A 15433-nucleotide genomic window follows, 5' to 3' on the forward strand; every position below is an offset into this window, starting at 1 on the left:
GACAATTATTTTGTGACGAGCGTCTCATTTTATTGCGGTGAGCCAGCTCGCCTGCGAGAGTTATGACGATATTCCAGATGACGTATGTTCCTTCAGCAACGCAATAAATGCCTCCAGTTGCCGCGTCATCGCTCCGCGACGCCACACCAGCCAGGTATCCAGCCAGCGCCACGCTTCCGCCAACGGCCAGGCGTCGACCTGATGATGTCCGGGCATACTTTCCAGCATGGAACGTGGCATCAGCGCAATACCGGCTCCGGCGATGACGCACGCCAGCATTCCGTGGTACGACTCCATCTCGTGAATCGTGCCGGGCATCGCCCGATCCGCATGGAACCAGCGTTCAAAATGGCGGCGGTAAGAACAGTTAGCGCGAAAGGCGTAAATCGAACAGCCATTAACATCGCTGGCGCAGTTAACCGCGGCATGTCCTTGCGGAGTCACAACCATCATCTCTTCCTGATAGACCGTAATGCCCTCAAGCCCTGGGTGAGTAATGGGGCCATCAACGAAGGCAGCATTAAGGTGTCCTTCCAGCACCCCCTCAAGCATTCGCCCGGACGGCCCGGTAGCCAGCGAGAACTGAATCTTCGGATAGCGCTGGTTATAGTCTGCAAGGGTGGCAGGAATACGCACGGCAGCGGTGCTCTCCAGCGCGCCGAGTGAGAATAAACCCTTGGGCTCATCGCCGGCCACGACCATTCTCGCTTCATCCACAAGTGCCAGAATCTGCTGGCTGTAGCGCAGAAAATTATGTCCGGCAGGTGAGAGGCGCAGGCGCTGATTCTCGCGAATAAACAGATCGACACCAAGATCGGCCTCAAGCTGGCGAATACGGGTGGTCAGATTTGAAGGAACGCGGTGAACCCTGGCTGCTGCCTGAGTAATACTGCCCGTTTCTGCAACCGCGTTGAACATCTCCAGTTGTGTCAGATCCATAGTTTTCTCGTTTTGTGAACAACCTGGTTAATATTATTCATTTTTAGCAAAGAGTAAATGCGGCCATGATGACAAAAGAGATCATAACGGAGAGCCACTATGCCTATTTCACCTGCCGCACAGGCTATGTCCATCAACCCCGCTAATGGGCACGTCATTTCGTCACTTTCCTGGGCCACCGCGCACGAAATTGAACAGTGTCTGCAACAGGCCGCCACAGGTTATGCGCAGTGGAAGCAGACCACGGTTGCCTGGCGCGCTCAAAAGCTACGCGACCTCGGTCAGGCGTTACGCGCCCGTAAGGAAGAGATGGCTCTGTGCATTACGCGTGAGATGGGGAAACCGATTAAACAGTCACGCGCCGAAGTGGCAAAATCGGCTGCGCTTTGTGACTGGTATGCGCAGCACGGACCCCAGATGCTGAATGCCGAGCCGACGCGGGTCGAGAACCAGCAGGCGGTGATTGAGTATCGTCCATTGGGAACAATACTGGCGGTTATGCCGTGGAATTTTCCGCTCTGGCAGGTGTTGCGCGGTGCTGTGCCTGTTCTGTTAGCCGGTAATGGCTATGTCCTTAAACACGCACCTAACGTGACCGCGTGTGCGCAGTTAATTGCGCAGATCTTTAATGATGCGGAAATCCCCGAGGGCGTCTACGGTTGGATAAATGCGGATAATACAGGCGTCAGCACACTGATAAACGATCGGCGTATTGCAGCTGTCACTGTAACTGGCAGCGTTCGTGCAGGTGCGGCAATCGGCGCACAGGCCGGTGCCGCACTGAAAAAATGCGTTCTGGAACTTGGCGGCTCCGACCCGTTTATTGTGCTCAACGATGCCGATCTCGACCTCGCGGTGAAAGCGGCAGTAGCGGGTCGTTATCAGAACACCGGGCAGGTTTGTGCGGCGGCAAAACGCTTTATTGTGGAAGAGGGGATCGCAAAGGCATTTACCGAACGCTTTGTTGCGGCAGCGCTGGCGCTGAAGATCGGCGATCCTCTTCTGGAAGAGAGCGATCTCGGGCCGATGGCGCGATTCGACCTGCGTGACGAACTTCATCAGCAGGTTCAGTCCACGATCGCTGAAGGCGCAGAGTTAATAGCGGGTGGTGAGAAGATTGCCGGTGATGGGAACTATTATCCGGTAACCGTGCTCGCAAACGTCACGCCAGAAATGACGGCCTTTCGTGAGGAGTTATTTGGTCCCGTGGCGACCATCACGGTGGCGAAGGATGCCGAACATGCGCTGGAACTGGCGAACGACAGTGACTTCGGCCTTTCGGCCAGTCTGTTTACGGCGAATGAAGCGCTTGCTCAGAAAATGGCGGAACGCCTGGAGTGCGGTGGTGTGTTTATTAATGGATTTAGCGCCAGCGACGCGCGCGTGGCCTTTGGCGGCGTGAAAAAGAGTGGCTTCGGTCGTGAACTGTCACACTTTGGACTCCATGAGTTCTGCAATGTGCAGACGGTGTGGAAGAATCGCATCTAAAACGGGATTCAGCTCTGCTATACTTGCACGCCTTTTTACCCTGCAGGCAAGGAGCATGATGGACTAATGGCTCTCGACAATTCAATTTTAGACAGCATTCTGAATGAGGTTCGCCCGCTGATCGGTCAGGGGAAAGTGGCGGATTACATCCCCGCGCTTGCCTCTGTCGATGGGGCAAAGCTCGGCATGGCGATTTGTACCGTTGATGGGCAGTTATGGCAGGCAGGGGATGCCACAGAACGCTTTTCCATTCAGTCTATTTCTAAAGTCCTTAGTCTGGTGGTGGCGATGCGCCATTATTCCGGGCAAGAGATCTGGCAGCGCGTGGGTAAGGATCCTTCCGGTTCGGCGTTTAATTCGTTGGTTCAGCTGGAAATGGAGCAGGGGATCCCACGCAATCCCTTTATTAACGCCGGGGCACTGGTGATCTGCGATATGCTGCAGGGACGACTCAGTGCGCCTCGTCAGCGTATGCTCGAGGTGGTCAGGGCGCTGAGCGGTGTTCCTGATATCGCGTACGATACGGTCGTGGCGCGTTCTGAATTTGAACATTCCGCCCGAAATGCGGCAATTGCCTGGCTGATGAAATCGTTCGGCAATTTTCATCATGATGTTCCTACGGTACTGCAAAACTACTTTCACTACTGCGCACTGAGAATGAACTGCGTGGAGCTGGCACGTACGTTTGTTTTCCTCGCCAATCAGGGGAAGGCGTTCCATCTCGATGAGCCCGTGGTCACCCCCATGCAGGCAAGGCAAATCAATGCGTTGATGGCGACCAGCGGCATGTACCAGAATGCGGGCGAATTTGCCTGGCGGGTGGGGTTGCCGGCTAAGTCGGGCGTCGGTGGCGGTATTGTGGCAATTGTGCCTCACGAGATGGCTATCGCTGTCTGGAGTCCTGAACTGGATCCCACTGGTAATTCGCTGGCAGGTATTGCAGCCCTTGAACAACTCACACAACGGTTGGGACGCTCGGTTTACTGATGAATGATTTTGATCTGCTGTTTACCCGCCTGTCGCGTTCAACCTTTCGCTCCCGCTTTCGCCTGGGAACAAGGGAGCGACAATATTGTTGGGATAAAGGTGCACAGGTGATCGATCAGCACGCTGCGGATTTTGTCGCCAAACGACTGGCACCCGCGCGGCCTGCTAATGATGGCAAACAAACCCCGATGCGCGGCCATCCGGTCTTTATAGCTCAACATGCAACTGCGACCTGCTGTCGTGGGTGTCTGGCAAAATGGCATCACATCCCAGAGGGGCAGGCATTGAGTCCGGAACAGCAGCATTATGTTGTGGCCGTTATCCATCACTGGTTGGTTATTCAAATGAATAAAGCCGTATAATTAACGGTTTGTAAATAACCATAATAATGATGTGGTTTATTAATTTCTTTTCTATAGCCGAGAAAAGAAAATGGGATTGCCGGCAACACTGACTATCTTTGGCAATATTCCATGCTATTCTCATAAGAATAGAATTATGACGCAGAGATAATTGCCTTTGGCAATTATATGGACCGATATTTAATGCAACTACACTTCGTTCATGCTTTCCGTTTGTTCCGGGAAGAACATCCACTGCGTAATGCCTTCGCGATTTTTGCGTTAACGACGCTGTTCTATTTCATTGGTGCGGAGCTGCGTCTGGTCCATGAGTTGTCCCTTTTTTGGCCGCTAAATGGTGTTATGGCTGGCGTTTTTGCCCGCTATATCTGGCTCAATAAGTTACGTTACTATGCGGTGTGCTATGTCACCATGCTGGGGTATGACGCGTTCACCACCGAATGGGGGTGGGTGTCGCTGGTCATTAATCTCTCCAATATGGTGTTTATTGTTATCGCTGCTCAACTGGTGATACGTGATAAGCGCCTGGGCAAAAATAAATATGAGCCCGTCAGTGCGTTGCGCTTATTTAATTACTGTCTTATTGCCGCATTGGCCTGCGCATTAATTGGGGCAATAGGATCGGTGGGGATAGACAGGCTGACATTCTGGCCACTGTTTGCAGACTGGTTTACAGAACAATTTTCAACCGGCGTTTTGATCGTGCCATGCATCCTTACGCTTGGAATACCCGGCGCCGTTAAACGCTTGACACTTGAAAAAATGATGCCGGTTGTGGTGCTGATTATCTCGGTGCTGGCCTCCGTGTATATCGGCGGTGCGGGCAGTCTGGCGTTTCCGTTACCTGCACTTATCTGGTGCGCAGTACGCTACACGCCGCAGGTGACCTGTTTGCTGACGTTTGTCACTGGCGCTATGGAAATCGTGCTGGTGGCCAATTCAATTATCAACATTTCCGTTGCCTCACCGTTATCGGTCCCGCAGATGTTTTCTGCAAGGCTAGGGATTGCCACGATGGCGATCTGCCCAATTATGGTATCAATGAGCGTCGCCGCAATTCACTCACTGATGAAGCAGGTCGCGTTACGTGCGGATTTTGACTTTCTCACACAGGTTTATTCTCGCTCCGGGTTATATGAGGCGTTGAAAAGACAAGAATATTCCCGCTCACAGCACATCTCGGTCATTCTGCTGGATATCGATTTTTTCAAAAGTATTAATGACAACTATGGACATGAGTGCGGCGATCAGATGCTGAGCGTATTTGCAAAACGTCTTCAGATGATTGTCGGTGATACCGGGCTGGTGGCTCGCATGGGTGGCGAGGAGTTCGTTGTCTTAATTCCGTCCGATAGTCCAGAAGAGGGCATGCAGCTGGCGGAAAGCATTCGTAAAGCCGTCGCGCTCCACCCGTTCAAATGGCAACAGCAGGAAATATACATGACGGTAAGCATCGGGCTGGGAAATGGCCATGTCGCTGCGAATGCGTTGACCGATCTCTTCAATCAACTGATGGTCGAAGCGGACGAATGTTTATATCGGTCTAAAAATGAAGGGCGCAACCGCACCAGTGCGCGACGGGGTGACCCTGTCACTTTTTCCCGAAGCGATATGGCGTAACGTGTTCATACATAAAAATAACCTATGACGATGAGGCTTGCGAAGCAATAAGACGGCGTCCATGGTGAAGGGGATGAATAAGGAGAAACCATGACCTCTTATTGCCCCTGTTATGTACTGGATGCTGAAACCATTTCTGCCAGAATTGACGAACTTAGCGAGGTTTTAGTCGATTGCGTAAATCGCGGCGCATCCGTCGGTTTTATACTGCCGTTTGATTTTACCAAAGCGCGAGCCTTCTGGAACAATGTCGAGCTAAGTGTGAAAAAAGAAGAACGCCTTGTCCTCGCAATTGAAAATTCAGAGGGGACCATCGTCGGTACCGTTCAACTTCTCCTTCAGCAACCTGAAAACCAGCCCCATCGTGCCGATGTCGCAAAACTGCTCATTCACTCCTCTGCCAGACGGCAAGGGTTGGCGCGGCAGCTTATGTCCGTTCTGGAAACGTATGCAAAGCAGCAACAGAAAACACAACTGGTGCTGGATACATCGACAGGCAGCGAAGCCGAGTTGTTCTACCACTCTTATGACTGGCACAAGGCGGGTATGATTCCGGACTATGCGTTAATGCCTGATGGGAGGCTGACGGGAACGACAATATTTTATAAATCCCTCTGATTTGTCGATAAGATTTGATCAAAACAGGGTTCCGCTGCGAAATGTTTTGCTAACCTGTCGTACCAATTTAATCAGGTTGTATGACTAATCGAAAGGGAACCCATTGTGAAAACACTAAACCGTCGCGATTTTCCCGGTGCCCACTATCCTGAGCGTATCATTCAGTTTGGTGAAGGTAACTTTCTCCGCGCCTTTGTTGACTGGCAAGTGGATCTGCTGAATGAACATACCGACCTGAATGCCGGGGTGGTCATTGTTCGGCCTATCAACAGCGATTTTCCACCGTCACTCAGCATTCAGGATGGGCTTTATACTACCATTATCCGTGGCTTAAATGAGCAGGGTGAAGCCGTTAGCGACGCGCGCTTAATCCGCTCAGTAAATCGCGAAATTAGCGTTTATCAGGATTATGCAGAGTTTCTGAGACTGGCGCACAATCCTGACATGCGTTTTGTGTTGTCGAATACTACCGAAGCAGGCATTAGCTATCACGCGGGTGATAAATTCGATGATGCGCCGGCTGTGAGCTATCCGGCAAAACTGACGCGTCTGCTGTTTGAACGCTATAGCTATTTTAATGGCGCTCTGGATAAAGGCTGGATCATCATTCCGTGCGAACTGATTGATTACAACGGTGATGCTTTGCGCGAACTGGTGTTGAGGTATGCTCAGGAATGGGCACTGCCGGCAGAGTTTTTCCGTTGGCTGGATCAGGCTAACGCCTTTTGCTCCACGCTGGTCGACCGCATTGTGACGGGATACCCTCGCGATGAAGTTGTGCAACTTGAAGCCGAGCTGGGCTATCACGATGCTTTCCTCGATACGGCGGAACACTTCTATCTCTTTGTTATTCAGGGACCAAAGTCGTTGGCCACAGAGCTGCGTCTCGATAAATTCCCGCTGAACGTGATCATCGTTGACGATATTAAACCATACAAAGAACGTAAGGTCGCCATTCTGAACGGAGCCCATACTGCGCTCGTGCCTGTTGCATTCCTTGCAGGACTGGACACGGTAGGCGAGGCGATGAATGACGCAGAAATATGTGCATTTGTCGAAAACGCGATCTATCAGGAAATTATCCCGGTACTTGATTTGCCGCGTGATGAACTGGAATCTTTCGCCAGTGCAGTAACAGGACGCTTTCGTAACCCGTACATAAAGCATCAACTGTTATCGATCGCGTTAAATGGGATGACGAAGTTTCGGACCCGCATTCTTCCGCAACTTCTGGCGGGACAGAAGGCGAGTGGTAAACTTCCAGCACGTTTGACATTTGCCTTAGCTGCGCTGATCGCGTTTTATCGCGGAGAGCGTGAGGGCAAGGCTTATCCGGTGCAGGATGATGCGGATTGGCTTACGCGCTTCCAGCAGTTATGGGGCCAACACAGCGATAGTCTGATCGACACCCGCGCATTGGTTGAGGCCATTCTGTCTGTGAATGACCACTGGGAACAGGATTTAACGCAGGTTCCGGGTCTGGTAGAACAGGTGACGGCCGATCTTGATGCCATTGTACATAAAGGGATGCGTGAGGCCGTTAAGCCTTTATGCTGATTCAAAGACCCGGCTAAGGCCGGGTTTTGTTAAAGCATCTATTAGTTACAACATACAAAAGATCTTAAAAAAACACTACTCAGCTACAGTGCATTGGAACGATAGTCTCCAGGGAAGGGATGGCATTAAGTTCTTTAACCACGTGACAGTGTCACCTATTTGCCACTTGAAAACTTGATGTAGATCACGTTTAATCACCTGTTCATCCCCTTTATCTGAACATTGATATGATTGTCCGCCCTCAACAACACTGGTTACGATTGATATTTGTCTGGCATGGCTCAGTATTAGCAAAAATATCATCACGTCTGCTGTTGAATTTCTTACTTTCCATCGCTGTTATCATCATGTTGCCCTGGTATACGATGCTGGGTATCAAATTTACTCTCGCGCCTTTCAGCATACTCGGCGTCGCGATAGCGATCTTCTTAGGTTTTCGTAACAACGCCTGTTATTCGCGCTACGTTGAGGCGCGTAAACTGTGGGGACAACTGATGATTGCCTCTCGTTCACTCCTGCGGGAAGTGAAAACAACCTTACCTGAGGATGGCGAGATGGGGCATTTTGTCAGACTACAGATTGCGTTTGCCCACTGCTTACGCATGACATTACGTCGCCAGACTCAGGCGGCACCGTTGGCTAAGTATCTCAGCGCTGAAGACTTACAGCAGGTTTTTGCCTCTCACTCACCGGCAAACCGCATTCTGCTACTGATGGGGGAGTGGCTGGCCCAGCGTCGTCGTGATGGCCAACTCTCGGACATTTTATTTCATAGCCTGAATAATCGGTTGAATGATATGTCGGCGGTTCTGGCAGGGTGCGAGCGGATCGCCAATACGCCGGTACCTTTCGCATATACGCTAATTCTGCATCGCACGGTCTATTTATTCTGCATCATGCTGCCTTTTGCTCTGGTAGTCGATTTGCACTATATGACGCCGTTTATCTCCGTCTTGATCTCCTATACCTTTATTTCCCTCGATACCTTAGCGGAAGAACTGGAAGATCCGTTTGGTATGGAGAATAACGACTTGCCGCTAGATGCTATCTGCAACGCGATCGAAATTGATTTACTGCAGATGAACAATGAAACCGTCGTTCCTGCCAAGCTGATGCCTGATAAGCACTATCAATTGACATAAAACTTGCCAGTTAATGAACGACAAGTGCCATGTGTCAATAAGTTGTGAGAATTAACTTATTTCAAATTTTCCAGTCATCATGAATTCAGTCTGGCAACAATAAAAAGTCGGGGAAACGCCAGTAATATCTGCCCATCTTCTTGCAACGGATATTGTTCTTGTAACAATTGATGATAGCGCTCGAGGTAGCGTATTTGTTCGCTTTCGTTCAGATCTTGCAACCATGGTCGTAATCCTGTCGCGCTGACCCAGTCTATAATAGCTTGATGTGACTGCATTTTGTGATAATACGTCGTGCGCCAGATATCAACTTCGCAACCGACATCACTCAAAATATCGTAATACGCGTGAACACCAGGAAGGGAGGCTCGGGCACGATCCGGATAGTCTTGTTCGTAGGCCACTTCACGCATCAAAACATGAGAGGGCTCAAGCACATTGTCCGGCATTTGAACGGCCAAAATTCCGTTTTCCTTTAGTAACGATACGAGTTGGGGGAACAGTTCATAGTGATTCGTGATCCACTGCAGCGAGGCATTGGCGTAAACCACATCGACGGGCGTGGCGGGTTTAAACTGACGAATATCGGCTTCAACGAAATGACATGTGGGAAGCAGGCTTCGCGCTTCATTTAACATGCCTGGAGAGGTATCCACACCAGTAATATGCGCATGTGGCCAGCGCTGGTAAAGCAGTGCCGTACTGTTGCCGGGACCGCATCCTAAATCGACCACCGATGCGGGGTTTTCCTGCTGAACACGGGCCAGTAACTCTTTGGCGGGTCGTGTACGTTCAACTTCATATTGTAAATACAGCGCCGGGTTCCAGTCTGACATTATTCATTCCCCTGATGGTAAAAAGGCCAGGTACAGTAAGTGTAGACCGTGGCGTTTCCTTTTCGTGCCAAACGCAGAGGAAGGCATAAACTATAATTATGAGCCTAACGTCGCGTATTGAAGGGGGAACCCTAATGAATCAAGTTGAAATCAAGGGTGGTATCGACATAGCGATGAAAGTACCGCCGCACCAGATGCAACAAACTGTTGATTTTTATCGCCATACGATTGGCTTACCAGAAATAACCGACAAGATGCCAGCCATCGGCTTTGTATTAGGTCCGAATAGACTCTGGATAGATGAAGCTCCGGGATTGAGCCAGGCGGAGATATGGCTCGAGTTATTTACGACCGATTTCAGACAGGCCGAGAAATACACGGAAGAAAAGGGTGTCGTTCGTTGCGATGCCATCGAACATTTACCTGCGGGTTTTAAAGGTGGTTGGATCATGAACCCCTGCAACATTGTGCATATGCTGAGAGAGCCTGAGGCATGGTAAGTCGTTACGCTACACACAGATACCGGTTCTTCTGATATCTGTGTGCGACGTTTCTATTACTTGTGTTCAGGAATTCGGGCGATAACCTTTATCTCAAAATCGAAGCCCGCAAGCCAGTTAACGCCCACGGCAGTCCAGTTCGGATACGGGGGCTTCGGGAAAATGGTTTGTTTAACCTGCATAATGGTTGGAAATTGATTCTCCGGATCGGTATGAAAGGTTGTGACATCGATGAGATCGTCAAAGGTACAGCCTGCAGCGGTAAGTGTGGCCTTAAGATTATCAAAGGCAAGCGCTACCTGCGTTGCAAAGTCGGGCTCAGGTGTACCGTCTTCACGGCTACCCACTTGTCCGGAAACAAACAGTAAATCACCAGAGCGGATCGCTGCAGAATACCCATGCTGCTCATAGAGAGCGTGGCGATTTGCAGGGAAAACAGGTTTCGGTTGGTTCATAACGGATCCTTTCTTTGGATGAGCGACAGAGGATGCGCGGCATAAATAAATGAATTAATATACGCGGCGTATGTAAACTAAATCACACATACGCCGTGTATGTCAAATAACATACGTGCCGTATATTGCAAGGAGTTCACATGGCTGCCAAACGTCGCGCCGAAACGATGGAAGAGACCCGCACAAAACTGATTGCGGCCGCACGAAAAGCCTTCGCCGAAAAAGGGTTTGCAGCAGCATCGATGGATGATTTGACTGCCAGCGTCGGCCTGACGCGTGGGGCCTTGTACCATAATTTTGGGGATAAAAAGGGATTGCTTGCCGCTGTGGTTACCCAGATTGATTCTGAAATGGCGCAAAGCGCCAAAAGTGCAGCGGCAGATACCGGTGATGACCAGCAAAAGTTGCTGGCAGAAGGGATTGCCTATATCAAGATGGCGCTGGATGAAGAAGTCCGCCGTATCGTTTTACTTGATGGTCCGGCTTTTCTTGGGGATCCGACAAAATGGCCGAGCCAGAATAATTGCCTGAACGCCACTCGCGAAAGCATTACGGATCTGATTGAACGCAAGTTAATCAAACCGGTAGACGTAGATGCCACCGCCTGGCTGTTAAATGGCGCCGCACTGAATGCCGCACAATGGGTTGCTGCCAGCGAAGATCCGCAGCAGGCATTACCAAAAGCGATTCAGGTTTTCACCATGTTAGTAAGTGGCATACTCGAGGTACACGCGGCTTAATAAAGAAGAAAGAGCTTTGAGAAGCAAACAACGACCAGGCAATGATGCCCACAAAACGGCGGATTCGGCCTGATTCTATGTTAGTGCGCATAATGTATATTATGTTAAATGGGATAAATGGACTCACTACGCAGTCCTTGGCACGTCCACTTCCCACTACTCTATCCTTTTGTCGTTCCTGCACCAACTGCCATGCCGGCTTAAGTTATACGTGTTGGTGGTCTACGGCTTGACATAATATTGAATAAGACCAAAATAATTTTTCTTTCGTGATTACCGGAAACAGGCATATATGGATATCGGCGCTTTTCGTATTCCCTTTTCTCAGACGGCTAGCAAAATCGGTATGCTGGTTGCAGCAACGGTCTTTCTGGCAAGTTGTACGTCCAAACCGCCCGTTTCACTGGTCACGCCGCCTTCTGCTACGCCATCCGCATCGCCTGCCAAAGCGAAAACGCTCAATGAACCGGTTCGCGGCGTCTGGTTGGCAACCGTATCTCGTCTCGACTGGCCGCCGGTCAATAGCATCAACGTCAGTAACCCAACGGCCCGTGTCGCAATGCAGAAAAAGGCATTAACCGATAAGCTCGATAATTTGCAGGCCCTTGGTATCAATACTGTTTTCTTCCAGGTGAAGCCTGACGGTACCGCCCTTTGGCCCTCTTCTATTCTGCCCTGGTCCGATATGCTCACCGGTGAAATTGGCGAAAATCCCGGCTACGATCCGCTGCAATTTATGCTCGATGAGGCACATAAGCGTGGTATTCGCGTCCATGCCTGGTTCAACCCTTACCGCGTGTCGGTGAATACAAAATCATCGACCGTTGCGGAACTTAACAGAACGGTTTCCCAGCAACCCGCCAGCGTTTTTGTTCTCCACCGTGACTGGATCCGCACAGCCGGCGACCGCTATGTCCTCGACCCTGGTATTCCTGAAGCACGAGACTGGATAACCAGCATTGTCGCTGAAGTGGTAAAACGCTATCCGGTGGATGGTGTGCAGTTTGACGATTATTTCTATGCCGAGTCACCGGGTTCCCCCTTAAACGACAGTCAGACATTCAGGCAATACGGTCAGGGTTTCAACTCCAAAGCCGACTGGCGTCGACATAATACGCAGCAGTTAATTGAACAAGTGTCGCGAACCATTAAACAGATTAACCCCGATGTCGAATTTGGCGTCAGCCCGGCGGGCGTCTGGCGTAATCGTTCTCACGATCCCGCAGGTTCCGACACGCGTGGCGCTGCGGCTTATGATGAATCCTACGCTGATACCCGGCGTTGGGTTCAGCAAGGTTTGCTGGATTACATCGCCCCACAGTTATACTGGCCGTTCGCGCGCGATGCCGCCCGCTATGATGTTCTGGCGAAATGGTGGGCAGATGTCGTGAAACCCACCAACACGCGACTCTATATCGGCGTGGCGTTATATAAGGTGGGTGAACCGTCGCGCAAAGAACCAGACTGGGCCGTCAATGGCGGCGTGCCTGAACTGAAAAAGCAGCTCGATCTGAACGACACCGTGCCGCAGATACACGGCACTATTCTATTCCGTGAAGATAATCTTAATCAGCCACAGGCTCAGCAGGCCGTCAGTTATCTGCGTAACCGCTGGTCTAAGTGACAGTGTCACGTGAAGGGCATCATAATCGCCCTTCACATTCAGTCGACAAATTTAGAGTAAGCCTGATATCTCAACGTCATCGCCAACTATCGAATATTGCTGAGGCAAATTCGCCGGGCGGTAATGGATATTGTCGCGCATCAGTTTCAGCACGGAATCATGGACATTGATCTCGCCGGTCATGGAGCGCAAGGCCGCTGAACCCAAAGGCGGCATCGCACCAATTTTCAGCTCACGCGTCTTCCCCTGTCCGGACCAGACCAGTCTGGGCATCCACTCGGCAATCTTCCATGCGGATGACATTGAGTCATGGACGCAGGCCTCTCCCTGTGTGGCTACCGATAGCTCTTTTTTCGCCCGGCTGACATCGAGTTTTAATCCAGCTTGTCGGGCCTCTCCCAACATCCAGCGAAAGGTTATCAGTGCGAGGTGTGACTCTTGTGGTAGATATCCGCCGCCAACATCAGAATGTACACCAGCAAACCAGACCTCTTTGCAGTCGGTTTTGGCACTGGAGGCGACATGCCATAAATGTTGCCGGAAAAAGCAGCGCCGCTCATCAATAGACACTGCGTGGCGGACGATATCTACTGAGGGATTGTTTGCGGTATAAGGAATAATCACCGGATCGTAGATCCAGCCCACGGATTTCACGGTATCGAACAGGCCAAGAAAATGAATCTTGATACGGCGGCCAAAGGTGGATTTAAACCGGGCCTGTAATTTGAAATCCGGCGAATCATTCTTATCTTCCCTGGCAAGCAGCATTGTCCAGGCGTATTCGAACAGATGTGTCTGATACCTTTCGACGAGACCAGCGGCGTGGATGATTGCCGCGAGCGTTCTCGCCGCATAGGCCCCCCGGGAAAAGCCAAAAATAAAGATCCGATCCCCGTCCTGATAATTCTCAGCGATAAAACGGTATGCGCCTTCAACATTACGTTTTAACCCCCAGCCAAACGCCAGGCCACAGATGCGCGGGGGAACTTTTTGCCATTCAAACAGTGTCTCTTTTAAACCAAAGGTCCCTACCCCTTGATCGTACCAGGCAAGCACGTCAGCATCGTTTGCTGGCAGGGAACGCAGCAGCCTGATCACGTTTGTTGGTTTATGACTAAACCGGTTCGCAGTTCCATCCAGAAAGACCACCAGCTGCCGTCCCATACTTGCCTCCATTGTCTCCTGACCGTATGCAGTTATGATTTTCTCTGTTCAGAAAAAGTAGAACGCAATAAAGTCACATTGGGCTTCTGAGATAGGTAATACTCATGCACATACCTTGAGTATGGAATTCTATCGTATCGTCCTCGCCGATCCTCAAGCGGAAGAGTTTCTCAGTAATGAACAGGTTGAGCGCCAACTCAAAAAGGCGCTGGAACGATGGATTATGAGCGTTCTCTCCAGCAATGTTGATAACATTGACATGCTCATTCAGATTCAAAATCGAGTCGCCGAAGTTCATGCCCGTATTGGCATTCCCGTAGAAGTGGTAGAAATGGGCTTCCGGGTTTTAAAGAAACTGATTTATCCGATAATTATCAATGAGAAACACAGCGCGGCAGAGAAACTGTTAATTTATCATTTCTCCATTAATAGTATCGATCTGGCAATGGAAGTTATGTCCAGGGCATTTTCATTTAGCGGCAATACCGCCGCCAAAGAAGATGAAAACTATCGTATTTTTTCATTACTGGAAAATGCCGAGGAAGAAAAAGAACGTCAGCTTGGCGCTCTGCTGGCGTGGGAAATGGATGTTATCTATAAAGTCATGCTGGATTCTGACCTCGGCAACAGCCTGCCGTTGAGTCAGGCTGATTTTGGCCTTTGGTTTAACCACAAAGGTCGACATTATTTTAGCGGCATTGCTGAAGTCGGCCATATTTCACGGCTTATCCAGGATTTCGACGGCGTGTTTCATCAAATCAGCAACACTCCGAAGGCAATGGGAAATAAAGCCGCACGGGTCAAATTCTTGCTGCAAATCCGCAATACGGTTTCACAGATTACCACCCTCCTGCGTGAATTATTTGAAGAAGTGTCACGCCATGAAGTGGGTATGGACGTACTGACCAAATTACTTAATCGTCGATTCCTGCCGACCATTTTTAAACGTGAAATTGCCCATGCTAACCGTGCCGGATCTCCCCTCTCGGTGCTGATTATTGATGTCGATAAATTTAAACAGATTAATGATACCTGGGGGCATAATACCGGTGATGATATCCTTCGCCGAGTCTCTCAGGCGTTTTATGACAACGTTCGCAGTAGTGATTATGTTTTCCGCTACGGCGGCGATGAATTTGTTATCGTGCTAACCGAAGCGACAGAGACAGATACCCTGCGCATCGCCGAGCGGATCCGCAGCCGTGTTGAAAAAACAAAAATCAATTCCCCTACGGGTGAGCCTATTCCACTGTCGCTGTCGATTGGCGCGGCAATGTTTAATGGTCACCCTGATTATGAACGTCTGATTCAAATTGCTGACGAAGCCCTGTATACCGCGAAAAGGCGAGGCCGAAACTGCGTTGAGCTCTGGAAACCGAGCCATGAAGTTTGATGCGGATG

Annotated in this window: 14 protein-coding genes and 1 pseudogene; 11 read left to right on the forward strand and 4 right to left on the reverse strand. The window is 50.3% G+C overall.

Annotation, left to right across the window (positions count from 1 at the left end):
- Window positions 1-60: 60 nt before the first annotated feature.
- A complete protein-coding gene (locus HVY19_RS09915) occupies window positions 61-939 on the reverse strand; it encodes a LysR family transcriptional regulator (RefSeq protein WP_181684129.1) in 879 nt (292 codons plus the stop codon).
- A 99-nt stretch (window positions 940-1038) separates the two neighbouring features.
- On the opposite strand from HVY19_RS09915, the gene sad reads away from it, so the two are divergent.
- The 7 genes from sad to HVY19_RS09950 all read left to right on the forward strand — a co-directional run bounded on the left by sad (window position 1039) and on the right by HVY19_RS09950 (window position 8713).
- The gene (gene sad / locus HVY19_RS09920) at window positions 1039-2427 is read left to right on the forward strand and encodes a succinate-semialdehyde dehydrogenase (protein WP_181684130.1); all 1389 of its coding nucleotides are present in this window, start codon (window positions 1039-1041) and stop codon (window positions 2425-2427) included.
- Window positions 2428-2493: 66 nt separating this feature from the next.
- A complete protein-coding gene (gene glsB, locus HVY19_RS09925) occupies window positions 2494-3414 on the forward strand; it encodes a glutaminase B (protein WP_181684131.1) in 921 nt (306 codons plus the stop codon).
- A complete protein-coding gene (locus HVY19_RS09930; RefSeq protein WP_181684132.1) occupies window positions 3414-3776 on the forward strand; it encodes a DUF4186 domain-containing protein in 363 nt (120 codons plus the stop codon). Before glsB ends, HVY19_RS09930 begins: the two co-directional genes overlap by 1 nt.
- 183 nt (window positions 3777-3959) lie before the next feature.
- Complete coding sequence (locus HVY19_RS09935) at window positions 3960-5396, forward strand: GGDEF domain-containing protein (protein WP_181684133.1); 1437 nt, start codon at window positions 3960-3962, stop codon at window positions 5394-5396.
- Between the two features lie 90 nt (window positions 5397-5486).
- A complete protein-coding gene (locus HVY19_RS09940; protein ID WP_181684134.1) occupies window positions 5487-6014 on the forward strand; it encodes a GNAT family N-acetyltransferase in 528 nt (175 codons plus the stop codon).
- 105 nt (window positions 6015-6119) lie between these two features.
- Window positions 6120-7571 carry a tagaturonate reductase gene (locus HVY19_RS09945; RefSeq protein ID WP_181684135.1) on the forward strand — a complete coding sequence of 484 codons (1452 nt, stop codon included), beginning with the start codon at window positions 6120-6122 and terminating at the stop codon, window positions 7569-7571.
- Between the two features lie 227 nt (window positions 7572-7798).
- A complete protein-coding gene (locus HVY19_RS09950) occupies window positions 7799-8713 on the forward strand; it encodes a bestrophin family protein (RefSeq protein WP_181684136.1) in 915 nt (304 codons plus the stop codon).
- 77 nt (window positions 8714-8790) lie between these two features.
- On the opposite strand, the gene tam is transcribed toward HVY19_RS09950, so the two are convergent.
- A complete protein-coding gene (tam, locus tag HVY19_RS09955) occupies window positions 8791-9549 on the reverse strand; it encodes a trans-aconitate 2-methyltransferase (RefSeq protein ID WP_181684137.1) in 759 nt (252 codons plus the stop codon).
- 134 nt (window positions 9550-9683) lie between these two features.
- Here tam and HVY19_RS09960 point away from each other — a divergent pair, with 134 nt between their 5' ends.
- Complete coding sequence (locus tag HVY19_RS09960; protein ID WP_181684138.1) at window positions 9684-10049, forward strand: hypothetical protein; 366 nt, start codon at window positions 9684-9686, stop codon at window positions 10047-10049.
- 56 nt (window positions 10050-10105) lie between these two features.
- Here the strand turns inward: HVY19_RS09960 and HVY19_RS09965 are convergent, their stop codons facing one another.
- Window positions 10106-10504, reverse strand: a complete 399-nt coding sequence (locus tag HVY19_RS09965; RefSeq protein WP_181684139.1) for a RidA family protein — start codon at window positions 10502-10504, stop codon at window positions 10106-10108.
- 140 nt (window positions 10505-10644) lie between these two features.
- Between HVY19_RS09965 and HVY19_RS09970 the strand changes: the two genes are divergently transcribed.
- Both HVY19_RS09970 and HVY19_RS09975 read left to right on the forward strand, forming a co-directional pair.
- Window positions 10645-11244, forward strand: coding sequence for a TetR/AcrR family transcriptional regulator (locus HVY19_RS09970; protein ID WP_181684140.1), 600 nt, complete (start codon window positions 10645-10647; stop codon window positions 11242-11244).
- A 292-nt stretch (window positions 11245-11536) separates the two neighbouring features.
- Window positions 11537-12868, forward strand: coding sequence for a glycoside hydrolase family 10 protein (locus HVY19_RS09975; RefSeq protein ID WP_181684141.1), 1332 nt, complete (start codon window positions 11537-11539; stop codon window positions 12866-12868).
- Between the two features lie 51 nt (window positions 12869-12919).
- Here the strand turns inward: HVY19_RS09975 and HVY19_RS09980 are convergent, their stop codons facing one another.
- Window positions 12920-14032 (reverse strand): DUF2235 domain-containing protein, encoded by a 1113-nt coding sequence (locus tag HVY19_RS09980; RefSeq protein WP_181684142.1) that lies wholly within the window; start codon window positions 14030-14032, stop codon window positions 12920-12922.
- Between the two features lie 82 nt (window positions 14033-14114).
- On the opposite strand from HVY19_RS09980, the pseudogene HVY19_RS09985 reads away from it, so the two are divergent.
- Window positions 14115-15425: pseudogene (locus tag HVY19_RS09985) on the forward strand (GGDEF domain-containing protein); the annotation flags it as partial.
- Between the last annotated feature and the right edge of the window lie 8 nt (window positions 15426-15433).

The sequence above is a fragment of the Citrobacter sp. RHB25-C09 genome (assembly GCF_013836145.1).
In the GTDB taxonomy this organism is placed as follows: Bacteria; Pseudomonadota; Gammaproteobacteria; order Enterobacterales; family Enterobacteriaceae; genus Citrobacter_A.